General features: G+C 64.6%; 16 protein-coding genes. 10 read left to right on the top strand and 6 right to left on the bottom strand.

The window, feature by feature from the left end:
• Positions 1-49 precede the first annotated feature (49 nt).
• Positions 50-292: a PilZ domain-containing protein gene (locus ABIB66_RS05620; RefSeq protein WP_027565868.1), complete on the top strand. Its 243-nt coding sequence runs from the start codon at positions 50-52 to the stop codon at positions 290-292.
• A 221-nt stretch (positions 293-513) separates the two neighbouring features.
• Here ABIB66_RS05620 and ABIB66_RS05615 read toward each other — a convergent pair whose 3' ends face one another.
• On the bottom strand, positions 514-1,809 hold the full coding sequence (locus tag ABIB66_RS05615) for a hemolysin family protein (RefSeq protein WP_275168419.1): 1,296 nt from the start codon (positions 1,807-1,809) through the stop codon (positions 514-516).
• Between the two features lie 242 nt (positions 1,810-2,051).
• On the opposite strand from ABIB66_RS05615, the gene ABIB66_RS05610 reads away from it, so the two are divergent.
• The gene (locus ABIB66_RS05610) at positions 2,052-4,127 is read left to right on the top strand and encodes a methyl-accepting chemotaxis protein (protein WP_354254380.1); all 2,076 of its coding nucleotides are present in this window, start codon (positions 2,052-2,054) and stop codon (positions 4,125-4,127) included.
• A gap of 117 nt (positions 4,128-4,244) precedes the next feature.
• Positions 4,245-4,976, top strand: a complete 732-nt coding sequence (locus tag ABIB66_RS05605; RefSeq protein ID WP_354206184.1) for a sulfite exporter TauE/SafE family protein — start codon at positions 4,245-4,247, stop codon at positions 4,974-4,976.
• Positions 4,977-4,983: 7 nt separating this feature from the next.
• On the opposite strand, the gene ABIB66_RS05600 is transcribed toward ABIB66_RS05605, so the two are convergent.
• From ABIB66_RS05600 to ABIB66_RS05590, 3 genes are all read right to left on the bottom strand, one after another.
• Positions 4,984-6,966 (bottom strand): carbohydrate porin, encoded by a 1,983-nt coding sequence (locus ABIB66_RS05600; protein ID WP_354206186.1) that lies wholly within the window; start codon positions 6,964-6,966, stop codon positions 4,984-4,986.
• 396 nt (positions 6,967-7,362) lie between these two features.
• Positions 7,363-7,626, bottom strand: coding sequence for a hypothetical protein (locus tag ABIB66_RS05595; protein WP_007597808.1), 264 nt, complete (start codon positions 7,624-7,626; stop codon positions 7,363-7,365).
• Positions 7,627-7,764: 138 nt separating this feature from the next.
• On the bottom strand, positions 7,765-8,571 hold the full coding sequence (locus ABIB66_RS05590; protein ID WP_354206189.1) for a creatininase family protein: 807 nt from the start codon (positions 8,569-8,571) through the stop codon (positions 7,765-7,767).
• A gap of 138 nt (positions 8,572-8,709) precedes the next feature.
• On the opposite strand from ABIB66_RS05590, the gene ABIB66_RS05585 reads away from it, so the two are divergent.
• The 5 genes from ABIB66_RS05585 to ABIB66_RS05565 are packed head-to-tail and all read left to right on the top strand — an operon-like array spanning position 8,710 to position 13,054.
• Entirely contained in the window at positions 8,710-9,732 is a 1,023-nt protein-coding gene (locus ABIB66_RS05585; protein WP_354254378.1) for an ABC transporter substrate-binding protein, read from the top strand.
• A gap of 10 nt (positions 9,733-9,742) precedes the next feature.
• Positions 9,743-10,558 carry an ABC transporter ATP-binding protein gene (locus tag ABIB66_RS05580; RefSeq protein WP_275172929.1) on the top strand — a complete coding sequence of 272 codons (816 nt, stop codon included), beginning with the start codon at positions 9,743-9,745 and terminating at the stop codon, positions 10,556-10,558.
• Entirely contained in the window at positions 10,555-11,373 is an 819-nt protein-coding gene (locus tag ABIB66_RS05575; RefSeq protein ID WP_354206194.1) for an ABC transporter permease, read from the top strand. The genes ABIB66_RS05580 and ABIB66_RS05575 overlap by 4 nt, the downstream gene beginning before the upstream one ends.
• Positions 11,373-12,362, top strand: coding sequence for a 2-hydroxyacid dehydrogenase (locus ABIB66_RS05570; RefSeq protein ID WP_275172926.1), 990 nt, complete (start codon positions 11,373-11,375; stop codon positions 12,360-12,362). Before ABIB66_RS05575 ends, ABIB66_RS05570 begins: the two co-directional genes overlap by 1 nt.
• A complete protein-coding gene (locus ABIB66_RS05565) occupies positions 12,362-13,054 on the top strand; it encodes an AprI/Inh family metalloprotease inhibitor (protein WP_354206197.1) in 693 nt (230 codons plus the stop codon). The genes ABIB66_RS05570 and ABIB66_RS05565 overlap by 1 nt, the downstream gene beginning before the upstream one ends.
• 59 nt (positions 13,055-13,113) lie before the next feature.
• Here the strand turns inward: ABIB66_RS05565 and ABIB66_RS05560 are convergent, their stop codons facing one another.
• Positions 13,114-14,502 carry a peptidoglycan-binding protein gene (locus ABIB66_RS05560; RefSeq protein ID WP_354254376.1) on the bottom strand — a complete coding sequence of 463 codons (1,389 nt, stop codon included), beginning with the start codon at positions 14,500-14,502 and terminating at the stop codon, positions 13,114-13,116.
• A 253-nt stretch (positions 14,503-14,755) separates the two neighbouring features.
• Here ABIB66_RS05560 and ABIB66_RS05555 point away from each other — a divergent pair, with 253 nt between their 5' ends.
• Entirely contained in the window at positions 14,756-15,130 is a 375-nt protein-coding gene (locus ABIB66_RS05555; protein ID WP_354254374.1) for a hypothetical protein, read from the top strand.
• A gap of 164 nt (positions 15,131-15,294) precedes the next feature.
• A complete protein-coding gene (locus tag ABIB66_RS05550) occupies positions 15,295-15,615 on the top strand; it encodes a YMGG-like glycine zipper-containing protein (protein WP_354254372.1) in 321 nt (106 codons plus the stop codon).
• On the opposite strand, the gene radC is transcribed toward ABIB66_RS05550, so the two are convergent.
• The gene (gene radC, locus ABIB66_RS05545; RefSeq protein WP_354254371.1) at positions 15,612-16,325 is read right to left on the bottom strand and encodes a RadC family protein; all 714 of its coding nucleotides are present in this window, start codon (positions 16,323-16,325) and stop codon (positions 15,612-15,614) included. The genes ABIB66_RS05550 and radC overlap by 4 nt on opposite strands.
• Positions 16,326-16,334: the final 9 nt, after the last annotated feature.

Here is a 16,334-nt window from a genome sequence, read left to right as displayed (position 1 = left end):
TGTGGGCTGCGTTTAACGCCTGGTTCAACTTTGGGTGTAGATTGTCCCCATGGACGAGCGGCGCGACAAGGCAAGGCATCGGGTGCTGAAGGCCGGAACGATCGAGTTCGGCGGCGGCGGCGCGATCGACTGCACCATCCGCAACCTGTCCGATACCGGCGCCGCGCTCGACGTCAGCAGTCCCGTCGGCATCCCCGACCATTTCAGCCTTTTCGTCCAAGCCGATGGAAAACATCTCGCCTGCACCGTGATCTGGCGCAAGGAAAAGCGGATCGGGGTGAGGTTCGGGTGAGGGCTGGGTCGGCAATCTCAACTGTCGTCCCGGTGCGCAATTGCGCACGCGGGCCGGGACCCATAACCACAGCGAGCGGTTCGGCGAAGATTGGTCGTTCTGTACTTCTACCTTCAGCAATCGATAAATCACGCGGTATGGGTCCCGGCCCCCGTGCGCAATTGCGCACTAGGCCGGGACGACACGTGGAGAGTTCAGCACCACCTCACGTCGCCGCTCGCTCACCCCGTCTCTACTTCGCTCCGCCGGCTCGCGAGAATCTTGTCGATCCTCCGCCCGTCGAGATCGACCACCTCGATGTGCCAGCCGCCGAAGTCGAAGGCGTCGCCGACACCGGGCAGCACGTTGAACTGTTGCAGCACCAGGCCGGCGACCGTGTTGTAGCGGTGCGGCGGCAGTTCGATGCCGAGCAGCTCGCCGAATTCGTCGACCGGCATCCAGCCCGAGACCAGCAGCGAATCGTCCGCGCGCTTGACGTAGGCCGGTTCCGGCGGGCCTTCCTCGGAATGGAAGGCGCCGACGATCGATTCCAGAATGTCAGCCGTCGTCACGATGCCTTCGAAGGCGCCGTATTCGTCGTAGACGAGGCCGACATGCACCGGCGCAGCCTTGAGGATCGCCAGCACGTCCCGGGCATCGGCTGAGGCGGGAATGCCAGGCGCCTCGCGAACCAGCACGCGCAAATCCGGCGTGCGCTCGTTCATGAAGGCGACCAGCAGGTCCTTGGCCTGGAGCACGCCAATCGGCTTGTCACGGTCGCCGTCGGACACCGGAAAGCGTGAATGCGGACTCTTGGCGATGGTCGCTTGAATGCTCTCCGGCGTATCGTTCAGGTCGATCTCGTTGACCTCCGTGCGCGGCGTCATGATCGCGCCGACCGGCCGGTCGCCGAGCCGCATCACGCCCGCGATCATCTCCTTCTCACCTGACTCGAGCACGCCCGCGCTTTCGGCTTCGCTGACGAGATGATGGATCTCGTCTTCCGACACCTTCTCTTCGGACTTGCCGCCATGGCCGAGCAACGTGAGGATCAGCTTGCCGGAGAGATCGAGCAGGAAGACCAGCGGCAGCGAGACCTTCGCAAGCACGTGCATCGCGGGTGCAACCCTGACCGCGATGCTCTCGGGGTCGCGCAGCGCCACCTGCTTGGGCACCAGCTCGCCGACGATCAGGGTGGCGTAGGTGATGAGTGTGACAACCAGGCCCACGCCGACGATGTCGGCAATTCCTGCGGACAGGCCGAGTTCGAGCAGCCATTGCGTCAGCCGCTGTCCGAGCGTCGCGCCCGAGAACGCGCCGGAGAGGACGCCGACCAGCGTGATCCCGATCTGCACCGTCGAGAGGAATTTGCCGGGATCGGCCGCGAGCGTCAGCGCCCGCTCGGCGCCGCGGACGCCCTTGGCGGCGAGCATCGACAGCCGCGCCGGACGTGACGAGACCACGGCCAGCTCGGACATGGACAGCAAGCCGTTGATGACGATCAGGACGACGACGATAGCGAGTTCGGCCGAGAGCATTGATGTTCCGAGGTAAGGGAGTGTGGCGCGGATGGCGGCACAGGCATTGATATAGGTATTCGAGGAAGAAATGCCGATGATTCTGTCGCATCGGGGACCGCGAGGGAACCTCGGCGACGCCGTCCCGGAAGGTGCTCGAAGCCCAATACCCCGCGGAACTACGGGCATGCCGTTGCTTAACGGGCTCTTAGCGGCAACCGGCTAGGTTTTCGGCATTTGCAGGAATGTATTCGGGGGATCAGATGCGGATCGGGAAGCTCTTTGCGGTGTCGATGCTGACGGTGACGGTGTTTGCAGTCATCCTTGGCGCCGAGGTGCTCATACCCCAGGCGCGCATCTTCGCGAACCGCTCCGATGCGATCAAGACGGTCGACGCCTTTGGTGCGACCCTGATGGTCAGTCAGCAGATTGCTAGCCTTCGTGCCCCCTACATCTCCCCGATTTTCCAGGAGAACCCTGCGACGCAGGCCCAGATCGAAGGCGCCGCGAAGGCCGCGAAAGCGGCCGATGCCGCATTCGAGGGGGCAAGGCGCGCCATCATGGTGCTGGATGATTCCGGAGCGATGATCGAAAAACTGGACCGTACCGCGCGGCGGCTCAGGGATATCACCACGGCGGCAGATCGCGCGATGAGCGTTCCGCTGGCGACACGGGACAGCGCTGCGATCAAGGGCTTCCTTCCGGGCGTTGCCGAGGTCATCGGCAATATCGAGCCGATCATGAACCGGCTCGAAGCGAAGGTCATCAATGCCGATTCCTCGCTTGCGGCGCTGTTGGGCCTGGCGCGAACGGCGCAGGATCTGCGCGTCTCGGCCGGCAGCCGCGCCGCCACGCTGTCGCCGGCGCTGAGCGCACGCCGACCGCTCACGGCGACCGAATTCTCGCTGATGGATCGTATGCAGGGGCGCGCCGAGGCCGACCGCGAGCGCATCGAGGCCGGCATCGACCAGCTCGGAAGCCCGCCCCGCATCGCCAGCGCGCTGAAGGCGGCGACGGATTCCTATTTCGGAAAGGCAGCGCTCGTCGTGGACAAGGAAATGCCTGCGGCACGTGGCGACGGCAAGTACGGCATCAACGCCGAAGAGCTGGCGAGCGTCATCGTACCCGCCATCCAGATGTTCTACGGCGTGCGCGATGCCGCGCTGGCCGAAGCGGCCGAGCGTGCCTCGGCCGCGCGCGACGGCGCGCTGGCGATGTTCGCGCTCGCGGGCGTGGCGGTGCTGGCGCTGCTGGGGACGCTCGGTGGCGTAACCATGATGCTGCGCCGGCGCGTGGTGACGCCGTTGGGCCGGCTCGCGGACGTGATCGCAACGCTTGCCGCCGGACAGCACGAGGTCGAGATTCCCGTGACCGGCCGCAACGACGAGATCAGCCAGGTGGCGGGCTCGCTCCAGCACTTCAAGGACTCGCTCTCCGCCAAGAAGGCCGCCGACGAGGCCGCCGCGGTCGAAGCCGAGGCGAAGCTCCAGCGCAGCCAGCGCATGGACCAGATCGCGCGCGATTTCGAAGCGTTGATCGGCGACGTCATCAACACCGTCTCGTCCGCATCGTCGGAGCTCGAAGTGTCGGCGGGAACGCTGACCAGCACCGCCGATCAATCGGAAAAGGTCACCGCGACCGTCGCGGCCGCCTCCGAGCAGGCCTCCAGCAACGTGCAGACCGTTGCCGCGGCCGCGGAGGAAATGGCGTCCTCGGTCGACGAGATCGGCCGGCAGGTCCAGGACTCCGCGCGCGTGGCCAGCGAAGCGGTGCAGCAGGCAGCGCGGACCAACGACTATGTCGGCGAGCTCGCCAAGGCTGCCGGCCGGATCGGCGACGTGGTCGAGCTCATCAGCCAGATCGCGGGCCAGACCAACCTTCTGGCGCTCAATGCAACGATCGAGGCGGCGCGCGCCGGCGAGGCCGGGCGCGGCTTCGCCGTGGTCGCCTCCGAGGTCAAGGCGCTCGCCGAGCAGACCGCCAAGGCGACCGGCGAGATCAGTCAGCAGATCACGGGTATCCAGAGCGCGACCGAGGATTCGGTCGGCGCCATCAAGTCGATCGGCGACACGATCACCCGCATGTCGGAGATCGCATCGGCGATCGCCTCCGCGGTCGAGGAGCAGGGCGCGGCGACGCGGGAGATTTCCCGCAACGTGCAGCAGGCGGCACGCGGCACCCAACAGGTCTCCGCCAGCATCGTCGACGTGCAGCGCGGCGCGAGCCAGACCGGATCGGCCTCCTCCACCGTGCTCGCGTCCGCGAAGTCGCTGTCCGGCGAGAGCAGCCGTCTCAAGATCGAGGTCGGGAAATTCCTGGACGCGATCCGGGCCGCCTAAGAAGGTCATTGTGAAGGTAAGCGGCTTCACCTAGGCTTGCACCACCGGGGATGTCGCAGCCTCCCCGTGAAGTGGTGATCCCACGCAAGCGCTGCTCGCTGATGTTTGGAGCGAGCAATGGACGGGATCACGATCGAGCTACCGCTTTTCCTGTTGGCCACCTTCGCCGGCGCGTTCGTCGCCGGCCTCTCCGGCTTTGCCTTCGGCCTCGTCGCGGCATCGCTGTGGCTTTACGTGCTGACGCCGCTTCAAAGCGCCAGCCTGATCGTCGGCTTCGGCCTCCTGGTGCAGGGCTACTCGGTCTGGAAGCTGCGCAGCGCGCTCGACTGGCGCCGGCTGTGGCCCTTCGTGATCGGTGCCCTCCTGGGCGTGCCGTTCGGCGTGTCACTGCTGACCTCGGCCGATCCAAACAGCGTCCGCATCGCGGTTGGGGCGATCCTGATCGTCTACAGCCTCTATGCATTCTTCAGGCCGCAGCTCAAGGTCGCGACAACCGTGCCGCCGGCCGCCGACATGACGATCGGTTTCGTCAACGGCCTGCTCGGCGGCCTGACCGGCCTCGCCGGCATCATCATCACCATCTGGTGCAATCTGCGCGGCCTGCCCAAGGATGTTCAGCGCGCCACGTTCCAACCCGTCGCGGTCGTGGTGTTTGCCATTGCGGCGCTGCTGCTGGGCGCCAAAGGTTCGCTCACGCTCGAGACCGCTAAGCTGTTCGCGCTCGGCCTGCCGTTTCTCCTTGCGGGAACGTGGCTCGGGCTGAAACTGTTCGGCCGCATCGACGAGGCCACGTTCCGCAAGATCGTGCTCGCGCTGCTGTTCGTCTCCGGCGTTGCGCTGTTGTTCTGAACCGCGATCAGAACTCGCCGTGCAGCCGGCCGGAGAATACCGAGACTGGGCCGCGGTCGGCGTTGTAGGCGGGGTTGACGATGAGTTGGTAGTCGGCGGTGAGGGTGAGACTCTTGTTCAGCGCGTAGGCATAATAGGTTTCGAGGATGCGCTCGCGGCGGTAGTTGAGCGCACCGTCGCCGATGAGAACACCGAGGCCACCGGCAGCCAGGAAGTCGCGATAATCCTGCGAGATGGCATTGACGGCGCCACCGACGCCGATCACGTCATCCGGCCGGCCCCATTTCGTGCCCTTGATCGACAATCCCGCGGACAGGCTGCGGTGAATGTCGGTGAAGGCTAGCGTCTCGGTCTTGCCGTCGTTCCAGCTCCAACGGCTGAACAGACCGACATCCTCGGTGATCGCCTGCTCGAGGTTGAGCACGTAGCCATACTTCAGACGGCCGCGCCGGGTCTGCGCGATGTCGAGGTTGAGCGCGGGATTGTCCAGCGTCTCGCGGAAGCTGCCCATGTTGGCGCTGTCGAGCCAGCCTATGGTCCTGAGCTTGCCGGGTTGGCCAAGCAGTGAGAAGCGCGTTTCGAGCTCGAGCACGTACTGGCCGCGCTCGCCGACCCTGGTGTCGAAATGATTCGAATTGGACTCGGCGACCATCAGGAAGTAGCCGCCGCGCAACGCCCACTGCTTCTGGTTCAGCTCGGCGGTGACGCCGTAGGTGAGGCCGACCTTGTCGGCGGAATAGTCGAAGGCGCCTGGCGCCCACAGCGACCAGTTCATGAAGTCCTTGCGGGTGTCCTTGGCGTAGGCGTTGCCGTCGAACACGTCGACCACCGGGAATTTGCCGGCCTGCACCGTGAGCCTGGATACGTCGACCTTCTGTCCGAGCTGCAACTGGCCGCTCGCAAGCTCTTCCTGCTCGCCGCCAAAGCCGAATGTCTGGCGCACGAACAGGCGCGATGTGTTGTAGTGCGGATAGGGGAAGTTCGACTTCTGCGCTTCGCCGTTGGGGAAACCGGCCGCGCCGACCGTGTCGTTCAATCCAAATCCCTGCAGCAGTTCGGGATTGTAATAGACCTCGCCGCCGTCCCAGAGCCGCGCGTTCAGGAACAGGCTGTTGCTCCAGGTCGCCTTGGCCTGCCTTGATGGCGAGAGCGAATTCGGCCCGGTGTAGAGGGCGGGGAACGACGGGTAGCCTTGCGGCAGATACGTGCTCTGGCCGTGGATCTCCCAGCGATCCGATTCCGTGTCGATCAGCGAACCGATCCCGGAACTCTTGGGATTGTAGCTCGGCATGCCCGGCCAATCGACCTTGCGGTTGAGGCCGAGCCGGATCGACTGCAAGTCGAGCGATGAAGAATTGTATTGCGCGCCTGTGGAGAAGGCGACATTGGCGCCATCGAAGCGGCTGTAGAGATATTCGATCCGTGCGCTCCAATGCGGCGCGAAGCCGTATTCGACGCCGGCGCCCGCGGTCCAGCCGGGGCGCGTGTTCAGGATCTTCGGGACTTCGGCGCCGGAGGCCGGCGTGTCGAAATAGCGCTCGCCCATCCACGCAAAGCCGCCGGTGGCATAGACCAGCCAGGGACCGCTGGTGTAGCCGACGCGGCCGCGCAGGCTCGCGGTGTAGTCCCATTGCTGCGTGACGGTGTTGGCGGGTGTCGCCAGGAAGGAAACGATCGAGTTCGAGGTGATGTAGTTCGGAAACGAAAAATCGCCTTCGACGCCGACAAGCCAGCCGGAATTGAGCCGGTAATTGTAGCCGGCCTGCACGCCGCCGATCATGCCGCTGAAGACGCCGCTGTCGTTGATCCCGGTGCCGTCGTTCAGCGCAAAGCGCGACGAGCCGAGGCTGTAGCCGGCATGCGCACCGATATAGAGGCCGGTCCAGTCGTAGACCGCTTTGAGCGCAGGCGCCTTCAGCGGCAGATCGGCCGCGCGGATGGTGGCGGGAAAAGCCAGTACGCCCGAGGCAATCGCCGCGGCCGTCCGCAAATACCTGTAACGGTGACCCCTCAACGTCAAAACGCACGCCCCCAACGCGAATGTGTCCACTCGCCGCACTATCCCTGCCGATTCGCGGCGACTCTGTCATCAGGCTTAGGTGCTCCGCGATCGGGCGAGATGATCTCGATCCGGCGCGACTTCTTCCCAAGCCCCTGAGCCTGTTGTGAACCTTATTGCGATTAATTCGCAATAGCAACTGATGCGGATTGCCGCAGAGGATGGTTCGCACCTCGGTGTGACGGGACTGCAACAAATTCCCTGGGGGCTAAAACAGTTGACCCCGCCCGGGGGGACATCCGGGCGGGGTCGGGGGCACGACACGGGGTGGATGAGGCGCCCGTGTCGGACGCAGGATCCACGTGAGATCGGCCTCAGGGACTCAAATCAGAAGCAGGTACGAACGCGGCCAACGTACTGGCCAAAGGCGTTGTACTGGGCGGCCCAGCCGCAGCGGTGATAGCCGTTGTAATAGGGGTCGTTGCTGGCGGCGATCGCGGAGCCGACGACGGCCGCGGTGGCGATCCCCAGGCCGACGCCGACGCCCCAGCCGAGCGGCTTGGCTTGCGCCTGCGAGGTGGTGGCCACGACGCTGCCGGTCAGGGTGAGCGCGGTGAGGGCAACTGCAAAAATCTTGGTCTTGATCGACATCTGAAACTCCATCCGGGTTGAGGCGGTCCGTTGTGGCCCGCGTACCGAGTTGGACGGAGCCTCCGCGCGTCCGGTTCGAAACCGGCGAAAGCGGAGGTCGAGTCTGGATCTTTCCCGAATGATTCCAGGAGGTAGGCGCTAGCCGAGCGGGCCTTTGGCGAGCCTGTTCACGGCGAAGTTATCAACCTCGGCAAGCAGCTCGCAAAAGGCGCGGGCGCCCTGGTCGATCAGCTGCTCGCCTTTCGCGGCGACGGCCAGCGTCGCATTGCCCACAGCGCCGCTTGGGTTGAGATCCTGCGCCTGCCAGGCGAACGGTGCGGGACGCTGTGTCGACAGCCAGCGATACTGCTGCTCCATCGCAACGCTGCTCGCGGGAAAATCCGCGATCGCATCAACGCGCACCTGCTCGGGATAGCGGGCCAGCATGATCGAGGTCTCGACTGCACCGCCGTGGATGCCGTGCCGTACTTCGTCGGCCGGGAACAGCTGGTCCGCGCCCGACAGCCGCGACCACGACGTGGTCACCACGAACAGCTTCTGATGCGCGCGCAGATCCTGCGCGATCAGCATCATGGCCGCGCTGTTGCCGCCATGGCTGGTGATGATGACGAGCTTCTTCAATCCGCGGCGCGCGATGTCTTCGCCGATCGCGGTCCATTTTTTCAACGCGATGTCGGTCGGCAGCGTCTGCGTGCCCGGATAGTCGATATGCTCGGTGGAAATCCCGATCGGTTCAACGGGCAGGAAAGTGGCCGGAGCGCTCTCGGGCAGGAGCTCGCGCACCCGCGCGAGATAGGCGTCGGCGATCAGCACGTCAGTCTCGAGCGGCAGATGCGGGCCGTGCTGCTCGGTCGCCGCCAGCGGCAGCACTGCGATCCAGCGCGACACCTCGGCGGGGCTGGCATCGGCCCAGCGGATCTCGGTCCAGTCGCGGGAAGGCGTCATCAAGGTTTCTTTGCCCGAATTTGTCGCGTAATTTAGGTTATCAGGGGACGCGGGCCAGGCCGGCTCGCGTCCCCGAATGTCTTGCGGTTTTATCGCGTTGCTTAGACATCGGCCAGCAGCGATCGACGGAGTCCCATCATGAGCCCCTCTCATCTGCGGCGAGCCTTAACGGCGGGCCTGATGGCCGCTTTGGTCTCGGTCGTTCCGGCGCGCGCCGAAACCCTGGACAAGGTCATGTTCGGCACCAATTGGGTCGCCGAGGCCGAGCATGGCGGCTTTTTCCAGGCCGTCGCCGACGGCACTTACAAGAAATACGGCCTCGACGTCACCATCGTTCCCGGTGGCCCAAACGAGAACAACCGGATGCTGCTGATCGCCGGCAAGATCGATTTCTTCATGGCCGCGAACACGCTGATGTCGTTCGACGCGGTCGCCAACAACGTCCCGGTCGTCACGATCGCCGCGGTCTTCCAGAAGGATCCGCAGGTGATGCTGACGCAGCCCGATGCCAAGGTCACCAAGATCGAGGACCTCAAGCCGCTGACGCTGTTTGTCTCCAAGGAGGGCATGACCAGCTATTTCCAGTGGCTGAAGTCCGAGTACGGTTTCAGCGAGAAGAACGTTCGCCCCTATAATTTCAATCCGCAGCCCTTCATCGCCAATCCCAAGAGCGCGATGCAGGGTTACGTCACTTCGGAGCCCTTCGCGGTCGAGAAGGCCGCCGGCTTCAAGCCCAACGTGTTGCTGCTCGCCGATTACGGCTTCAACACCTATTCGACCTTGATCGAGAGCCGACGTGACGTGGTCGAGAAGAAGCCCGACCTGGTGCAGCGTTTCGTCGATGCCTCCATGGTCGGCTGGTATAATTACATCTACCGCGACAATTCCGCGGGCAACGCCATGATCAAGAAGCTCAATCCGGAGATGACCGACGAGCTGCTCGCCAATTCCGTCGCTAAGATGAAGGAATACGGCATCGTCGATTCCGGCGATTCGCTGAAGAACGGCATCGGCGCGATGAGCGACGAGCGCTACACCTCCTTCTTCAACAAGATGGTGAAGGCAGGCGTCGTGAAGGCAGACCTCGATTTTCGCAAATCCTATACGCTGCGCTTCGTCAACAAGGGCGTCGGCGCTGAGCTGCGCCCGAGCAAGCCGTAGCGCAAGGGCGATGTCATCAGTCAAAACGTTGACGGGGGTCGAGACCGGCCTGACGGCCCTGGCTGTCAGCCTGCGCGGCGTGACGAAGACCTATGACAACGGCGTGGTGGCGCTCGGCCCGCTCGACCTTGCGGTGCGCAGAGGCGAGTTCATTTCGTTGCTGGGGCCGTCAGGTTGCGGCAAATCCACCGCGCTGCGGCTGATCGCCGAGCTCAGCGCGCCGTCGTCAGGAATCGTAAGGCTGGCGCGTCGCGAGGGCACACCGCGCCCAGGTCACGGCATCGGCTTCGTATTTCAGGAACCGACCCTGATGCCCTGGACCAGCGTGCGCGAGAACGTGCGATTGCCGCTGAAGCTGGCGGGCGTTCCGAAGGCGGAATCGCGCGGGCGAGCCGACGAGGCGCTGGCAAGCGTCGGGCTTGCCGATTTCGCCGAGGCTTTCCCGCGCGAGCTCTCCGGCGGCATGAAGATGCGGGTGTCGCTGGCGCGCGCGCTCGTCACCGACCCTGATATCCTCCTGATGGATGAGCCATTCGCGGCACTCGACGAAATCACGCGCTTCCGCCTCAACAACGATTTGCTCGCGCTGTGGCGCAGGCTCGGCAAGACCGTCATCTTCGTCACGCATTCGGTGTTCGAATCCGTCTATCTGTCGCAGCGTGTGGTGGTCATGACGGCGCGGCCGGGCCGCATCCAGGCCGACATCCGCATCGAGACGGTCGAGCCGCGCGGCGAGGAGTTTCGTACCTCCGCCGCCTATTCGGATTACTGCCGGAGCGTGTCGGCCGCGCTGGCGCCGTCCTATTCAGGGCAGTCGACGCTATGAATGCGCAAGCTGCCGTCATAGCGAAGCGGTCCGGCGTGCAACGCGCGTTGCGCTTCGTGCTGCCGGTCATCGTGTTCGCGGCGGGACTTCTCGCCTGGGAGCTCGTGGTCCGCATCAAGGACATCCCGCCTTACGTGCTGCCGGCGCCCTCGGTCATTTTCCTGACGCTGATCAAGGATTGGGCGGTGCTGTCGCAATCGCTCGCCGCGACACTGCTGACCACGCTTGAAGGTTTTGTCGCGGCCAGCATTGGCGGCATCGCGCTGGCACTGCTGTTCAATCAGTCCAAATGGGTGGAAGCATCGCTATTCCCCTATGCCGTGGTGCTTCAGGTTACGCCTGTCATCGCGATCGCGCCGCTGCTGCTGATCTATCTGGAGCAGCAGACCGCGGTCGTAGTCTGTGCCTTCATCGTGGCCTTTTTCCCGGTGCTGTCGAACACCACGCTCGGGCTCAATTCGGTCAATCGCAACCTCGCAGGCCTGTTCCAGCTCTATGGCGCCTCGCCGCAGCAGACCCTGCGCTTTCTCAAGCTGCCGGCGGCGCTGCCTTACATTCTCGGTGGCCTGCGCATTGCCGGCGGTCTGTCGCTGATCGGCGCGGTTGTGGCCGAGATCGCGGCGGGAACGGCCGGCGCCGGGTCCGGGCTCGCCTACAGGATCGCAGAATCAGGCTACCGCTTGAACATACCCCGCATGTTCGCAGCGCTGCTGCTGTTGTCGCTGGCCGGGATTGTCATCTATGGGGTGCTGGCGCTAGTTTCCCACCTCGTTTTACGGCGCTGGCACGAGAGCGCGCTTGGAAAGGACAACTGATGACCACCGGTTCGATTTCGTCCGAAAAGATCGACCTTCTGATTTATGGGCCGGTCCGGCCGATCCTCGAGAACGGGTTTTCCGATCATTTCGTCGTGCACAAGGCGGAGACGCGGGGCGATCTCGAGCGGCTGACGCCGGCGGTTCGCGAAAAGATCCGCGGCGTGGCGGTGACCTATCACACCGTGCGTGCCGACAAGCAGTCGCTGTCGCAATTGCCCAAGATCGAGATGGTGGCGAGCTTCGGCGTCGGCTATGACCACGTCGACGCCAAATACGCCGCCGAGCACAACATCATCGTCACCAATACGCCCGACGTGCTGACCGAAGAGGTCGCCGACGTCGCGATGGGGCTTCTGATTTCCACGGTGCGTGAGTTCATCAAGGCCGACCGTTATGTGCGCTCCGGTCTCTGGCAGACCCAGAACTATCCGCTCAGCGTCGGCTCGCTGCGCGATCGCAAAGTCGGCATCGTCGGCATGGGCCGGATCGGCCAGGCGATCGCGCGCCGGCTTGATGCCTCGCTGGTGCCGGTGGTCTATCACACCCGCAATCCGTCCAAGGACGTCTCCTACAAGCACTACCCCGACCTGATCGAGATGGCGAAGGCGGTCGACACGCTGATGGTGATCGTGCCCGGTGGCGCCAGCACGAACAAGATGATCAATGCCGAGGTGCTGAAGGCGCTCGGCCCGCGCGGTGTGCTGGTCAACGTCGCGCGCGGCTCGGTGATCGACGAACCGGCGCTGGTCCAGGCGCTGAAATCAGGCACCATCCTTGCCGCAGGTCTCGACGTGTTCGCGGCCGAGCCGAACGTGCCGGACGAGCTCAAGACCATGCAGAACGTCGTGCTGCTGCCGCATATCGGCTCGGCCTCGGTGGTGACGCGCAACGCGATGGACCAGCTCGTGGTCGACAATCTCAAGTCCTGGTTCGCCGGCAAGGCGCCATTGACGCCGGTTGCGGAAACACCGTTCAAGGGACGCTGATGGGAGCTCTTCGGGTCGTTGCATTCGCCGTCGCGGCCTACTTGGCCGCGATCGGCCTCGCGTTGGCGCAGGATACGACGACCCTGAAGAAGGAAATGCCCGGGCAGTGGGAGCTCTCGACCACCGAGCGCAGCAAGACCTGCGTCGTCACGCTCAAGGCCGACACTGCTGCTCAAGGCTTCAAGCTCGAGCTGGAGCCGGCCTGCAAGGCCGCGCTGCCCTTCACCAAGGACATCGTCGCCTGGAGCGTCAGGGGTCTCGACATCGTCCGCTTGCAGGATGCGAGCGGTGAAGCCGTGATCGACTTCACCGAGGTCGAGGCCGGCATCTTCGAGGGCCTGCGGCAAGGCGAGGGCGTCTACATCCTGCAGGACCTCGCCGCCGCTCGTTCGATGGCGAAGTCGATGGACCAGATGATCGGCGACTGGTCGATCGTGCGGGGGAACGGCCAGCCTGTCTGCGGGCTGACGCTGACCAACACGGAAGCCGGGCCGGACAATTTCCAGGTCTTCCTCAAGCCGAAATGCGATGCGGCCATCGCGCAGTTCAACCCGACGCAATGGCGGCTCGAGCGCGGCCAGATCATCCTGCTGTCGAAGGCCGGCGAGGCCTGGCAGTTCGAGGCCGACGACAACGCGCAATGGCGGCGCGTCCCGGATACCGCCGATCCCCTGATCATGCTGCGCCAGTAGGCGCCGCGAAACGCGACCTCATCCCGCCATAGGCGGGCGTCTGGAAGGACGGCCGCAGGCTACGTCGTTGGCCTGGGCGGCGGCGCGGTGCCTTGGGCCCACTTCTCCATCTTGCCGAGCACGCCCCAGGCCGTGAGCGCCAGGGAGATCGGCATCGCGAACTGGCCGAGGCCCGGCACGGCCGACACGAGCGTCCCGAGCAGTCCGGCAATACCGCCTGCGTTGGGGCTCGCCGTCACCGAAGTCAGCAACGCCGTGATCAGTGAGCCGCCGATGCCGAGCGCAGTCTTCTTGCCGTCGAGCATCTTGCCGATGGTATCGCCGAGCGCGCCATTGACCTGGCCGAGGACGGGTTTGCCGTCCCTGTTGAGCAAGGTGCCGAGCAGATCGACGACCTGCTTCAACTGATCGACGGGGGCGGAACTGGTCGGGGTGACTGGTCCTGGCATGGGGGCTGTCTTGTTGACGAGGGAAAAGAGCCGTTCGAACAGGCTGATCGGATCCGTGGTGGCGGGCAGCGTGTTGCCCGATGTCGTCGTTGCCGGCGTCACAGCCCCGGCTGGCGGCCGCAGCAATTGCGCGACGTCCTCCAGTCGCTTCATGATCCGGGACATATCGCCGGTCGATCCCGTGGGGCCCGACTGCGCCGCGCGCGTGAGGGCGGCGACCGTGGCGCCGTCGAGAAGTCCGGTGTCTCTCAGACCGTTCTGCTGCTGAAACTGCGAGACCGCAGCCCTGGTCTTCGGTCCGCTGATGCCGTCCTCGGCGAGCGGCGGATTGGCGCCGAGCTTGTTGAGCGCCTGCTGCATGAGAACGATCGTCGATGCCGCGTCGTCCTCCGGTTCCGCGCGGCTGGCGAATTGCGGGCTGCCGTCGAGGGTGATCGAGGAATCCAGCGACATCATTGCATGCAGGATCACCGCGGTGCCGAGCTGGGAATCAACGTGGTTCGAATCGAACACATGATCGCGGACGAATTTGCCGGCCCTTGCCTCGGGCGGGCCATACAGCGTCGAACCGCCATAGAGGTAGGGCGAATTGCAGCCCTTGGCGTGATAGCCGAAGCCGTTGAAGGCTTCGAGCCGGAACAGAATCCGCCCGATCCCCCAATCGTGAGCGCCGATGAAATTCTGGATTCTGAAGGCGTCCACGGCGCCGTCCACGAACGTGGCAAACGGGCCGCGTCCTTTCGGAACGATGGTCGTCGCGCGATGAAGCGTTTCGCCGTTGCCGAGATAGGTGTCGAAATCGAAATTGGACTCGCGGTAGTGGCAGAGGGCAGCGAAATACCAGGGGACGCCGGTCAACCGTTCGATCTGCTGATAGGTCGCCTTGCCGTTGATGGCCTTGCGCGCGACCGCGTTCGCGTCGGAGAGGCGTGCAGGCCGGATCTCGAGATTGGCCCAATTACCCTCGTATTCGCTTTTCAGACTCTCGAATGAAATCATTTTCCGCTCCCGCAATGAATGAATTTTCGCAACTGCGCGTTAGTCGAAATGAACCAGGTGCCGTGATCAGGGCGTGAGGCCAGCGTGATCTCCCGCAAGTCTGGCAGGCCGCAGGGCCACCGCGTGTGAAGTGGGTTACAACCTCGCCGGGAAAATGAGCGGCAGGACCGGGATCAGGGCGGCCGCCCCGCGAGGGAACCGGGAGGGGCCGCTCTCCGTTAGCGACGCGAGGCAGTCCGGCAAGGAGCCCTGCATGACCACGCGCGTCCTCGCGATCGGCATCGAACCCGGCAACGCGGATTACAGCGCATTCCCGCAGCTCACGCCGGAGCTCGTGCGCGACTATATCGATGCGCAGTTGCTGCGCCTGCGCGATCTCGGTTACGAAGTCACGAGTTGCCTGATCGATCTCGATGCCGCGGCGGAAGCCGCTGTGACGGCAGCGTTGCGCGAGGAGAATTTCGACTGCATCGTGATTGGCGCGGGCCTGCGCGAGCCCAGGGAGCGCCTGCTGCTGTTCGAGAAGGTGCTCAACCTCGTCCACCGCCTGGCGCCCGACGCCGCGATCTGCTTCAACACCACGCCGGCCGACACCGCCGAGGCGGTGCAGCGTTGGGTCGATGCTTGAGATGAATGGGGATGGCCCGCGGTGCGCACGCGACATGGCCTGAGCCGCCTTCGAGCCGAGCCAGCGACGCCATCGCGAGAAGCGCCGGGTCCCGGCGTGGTGATTCTTCTGGTCCGAATCCGGCTGCGGCGCTATGACTCGTCTGATCACAGGGGAGGGCGAGCATGCTTCGAGGTCTTCGCATTGGAAGTTTCGCCATCGCGGCATGTCTAACAGTCGTGATGGCGATGCCTGTTCATGAGGCGGCAGCGCAAGACGCAATTGGAGGTGCCATTCTCGGCGGCGTAGGTGGAGCGATCGTGGGTGGCGCCATCGGCGGAGGCCGCGGAGCCGCCATCGGCGCCGTCGTCGGTGCCGGCACGGGCGCTGCGATCGCCTCCGAGGGTGAACGCCGCCGCTCCGGCTATTACGCCTATCAGCGCGGCTGCTACATGCAGCGCCGGGACGGCTCCTATGTCCCGGTCGATCCGCGATATTGCTACTAGATCAACCGCATCCCGCGCAAGCTCGCATGTCCGCTCTTGCCGACGATGATGTGGTCGTGCACCGAAATGCCGAGCGGCTTTGCGATGTCGATGATCGCCTTGGTCATCTGGATGTCGGCCTGTGACGGCGAGGGATCGCCTGAGGGGTGGTTGTGCACCAGGATCAGCGCGGTCGCGGACAATTCCAGCGCGCGCTTGATCACCTCGCGCGGATAGACCGGGGTGTGATCGACGGTGCCGGTCTGCTGCACCTCGTCGGCGATGAGCTGGTTGCGCTTGTCGAGGAACAGCAGGCGAAACTGCTCCTTGTCGGCGAACGCCATGCTGGTGCGGCAATAGTCGATCACCTCGTTCCAGGACGACAGCGCGTTGCGGCTGTTGACCCCGCCCTTGGCGACGCGATGCGCCGCCGCCGCGATCAGCTTGAGCTGGTGGATCGCGGATTCGCCCATGCCGTCCACCTCGCGCAGGCGCGCCACCGGCGCATGCACGACCTCGGCAAACGAGCCAAAGGTCTTGATCAGTGTCTTCGCCAGCGGCTTGGTGTCACGCCGCGGCAGCGCCGGAAACAGCGCCATCTCCAGCAGCTCGTAGTCGCTGAGCGCGTCCGCACCCGCGCTGTAGAAGCGCTCGCGCAGCCGTTCGCGATGGCCGAGATAGTGTGGCGCTTGTTCGGGCTTGCTCTTGTCGTGGTCGGTCTTGGCGGGCATCGGCCGCCA

The organism is Bradyrhizobium sp. F1.13.3, assembly GCF_040548265.1.
Taxonomy (GTDB): Bacteria; Pseudomonadota; Alphaproteobacteria; order Rhizobiales; family Xanthobacteraceae; genus Bradyrhizobium.
Note: the sequence above shows the minus strand (reverse complement) of the source record. Positions and strands in the feature narration are given on the sequence as shown.

Coding starts and splice junctions, on each gene's coding strand:
- ABIB66_RS05620 (WP_027565868.1), top strand. CDS start 50: ATGGACGAGCGGCGCGACAAGGCAAGGCATCGGGTGCTGAAGGCCGGA.
- ABIB66_RS05615 (WP_275168419.1), bottom strand. CDS start 1,809: ATGCTCTCGGCCGAACTCGCTATCGTCGTCGTCCTGATCGTCATCAAC.
- ABIB66_RS05610 (WP_354254380.1), top strand. CDS start 2,052: ATGCGGATCGGGAAGCTCTTTGCGGTGTCGATGCTGACGGTGACGGTG.
- ABIB66_RS05605 (WP_354206184.1), top strand. CDS start 4,245: ATGGACGGGATCACGATCGAGCTACCGCTTTTCCTGTTGGCCACCTTC.
- ABIB66_RS05595 (WP_007597808.1), bottom strand. CDS start 7,626: ATGTCGATCAAGACCAAGATTTTTGCAGTTGCCCTCACCGCGCTCACC.
- ABIB66_RS05590 (WP_354206189.1), bottom strand. CDS start 8,571: ATGACGCCTTCCCGCGACTGGACCGAGATCCGCTGGGCCGATGCCAGC.
- ABIB66_RS05585 (WP_354254378.1), top strand. CDS start 8,710: ATGAGCCCCTCTCATCTGCGGCGAGCCTTAACGGCGGGCCTGATGGCC.
- ABIB66_RS05580 (WP_275172929.1), top strand. CDS start 9,743: ATGTCATCAGTCAAAACGTTGACGGGGGTCGAGACCGGCCTGACGGCC.
- ABIB66_RS05575 (WP_354206194.1), top strand. CDS start 10,555: ATGAATGCGCAAGCTGCCGTCATAGCGAAGCGGTCCGGCGTGCAACGC.
- ABIB66_RS05570 (WP_275172926.1), top strand. CDS start 11,373: ATGACCACCGGTTCGATTTCGTCCGAAAAGATCGACCTTCTGATTTAT.
- ABIB66_RS05565 (WP_354206197.1), top strand. CDS start 12,362: ATGGGAGCTCTTCGGGTCGTTGCATTCGCCGTCGCGGCCTACTTGGCC.
- ABIB66_RS05560 (WP_354254376.1), bottom strand. CDS start 14,502: ATGATTTCATTCGAGAGTCTGAAAAGCGAATACGAGGGTAATTGGGCC.
- ABIB66_RS05555 (WP_354254374.1), top strand. CDS start 14,756: ATGACCACGCGCGTCCTCGCGATCGGCATCGAACCCGGCAACGCGGAT.
- ABIB66_RS05550 (WP_354254372.1), top strand. CDS start 15,295: ATGCTTCGAGGTCTTCGCATTGGAAGTTTCGCCATCGCGGCATGTCTA.
- radC (WP_354254371.1), bottom strand. CDS start 16,325: ATGCCCGCCAAGACCGACCACGACAAGAGCAAGCCCGAACAAGCGCCA.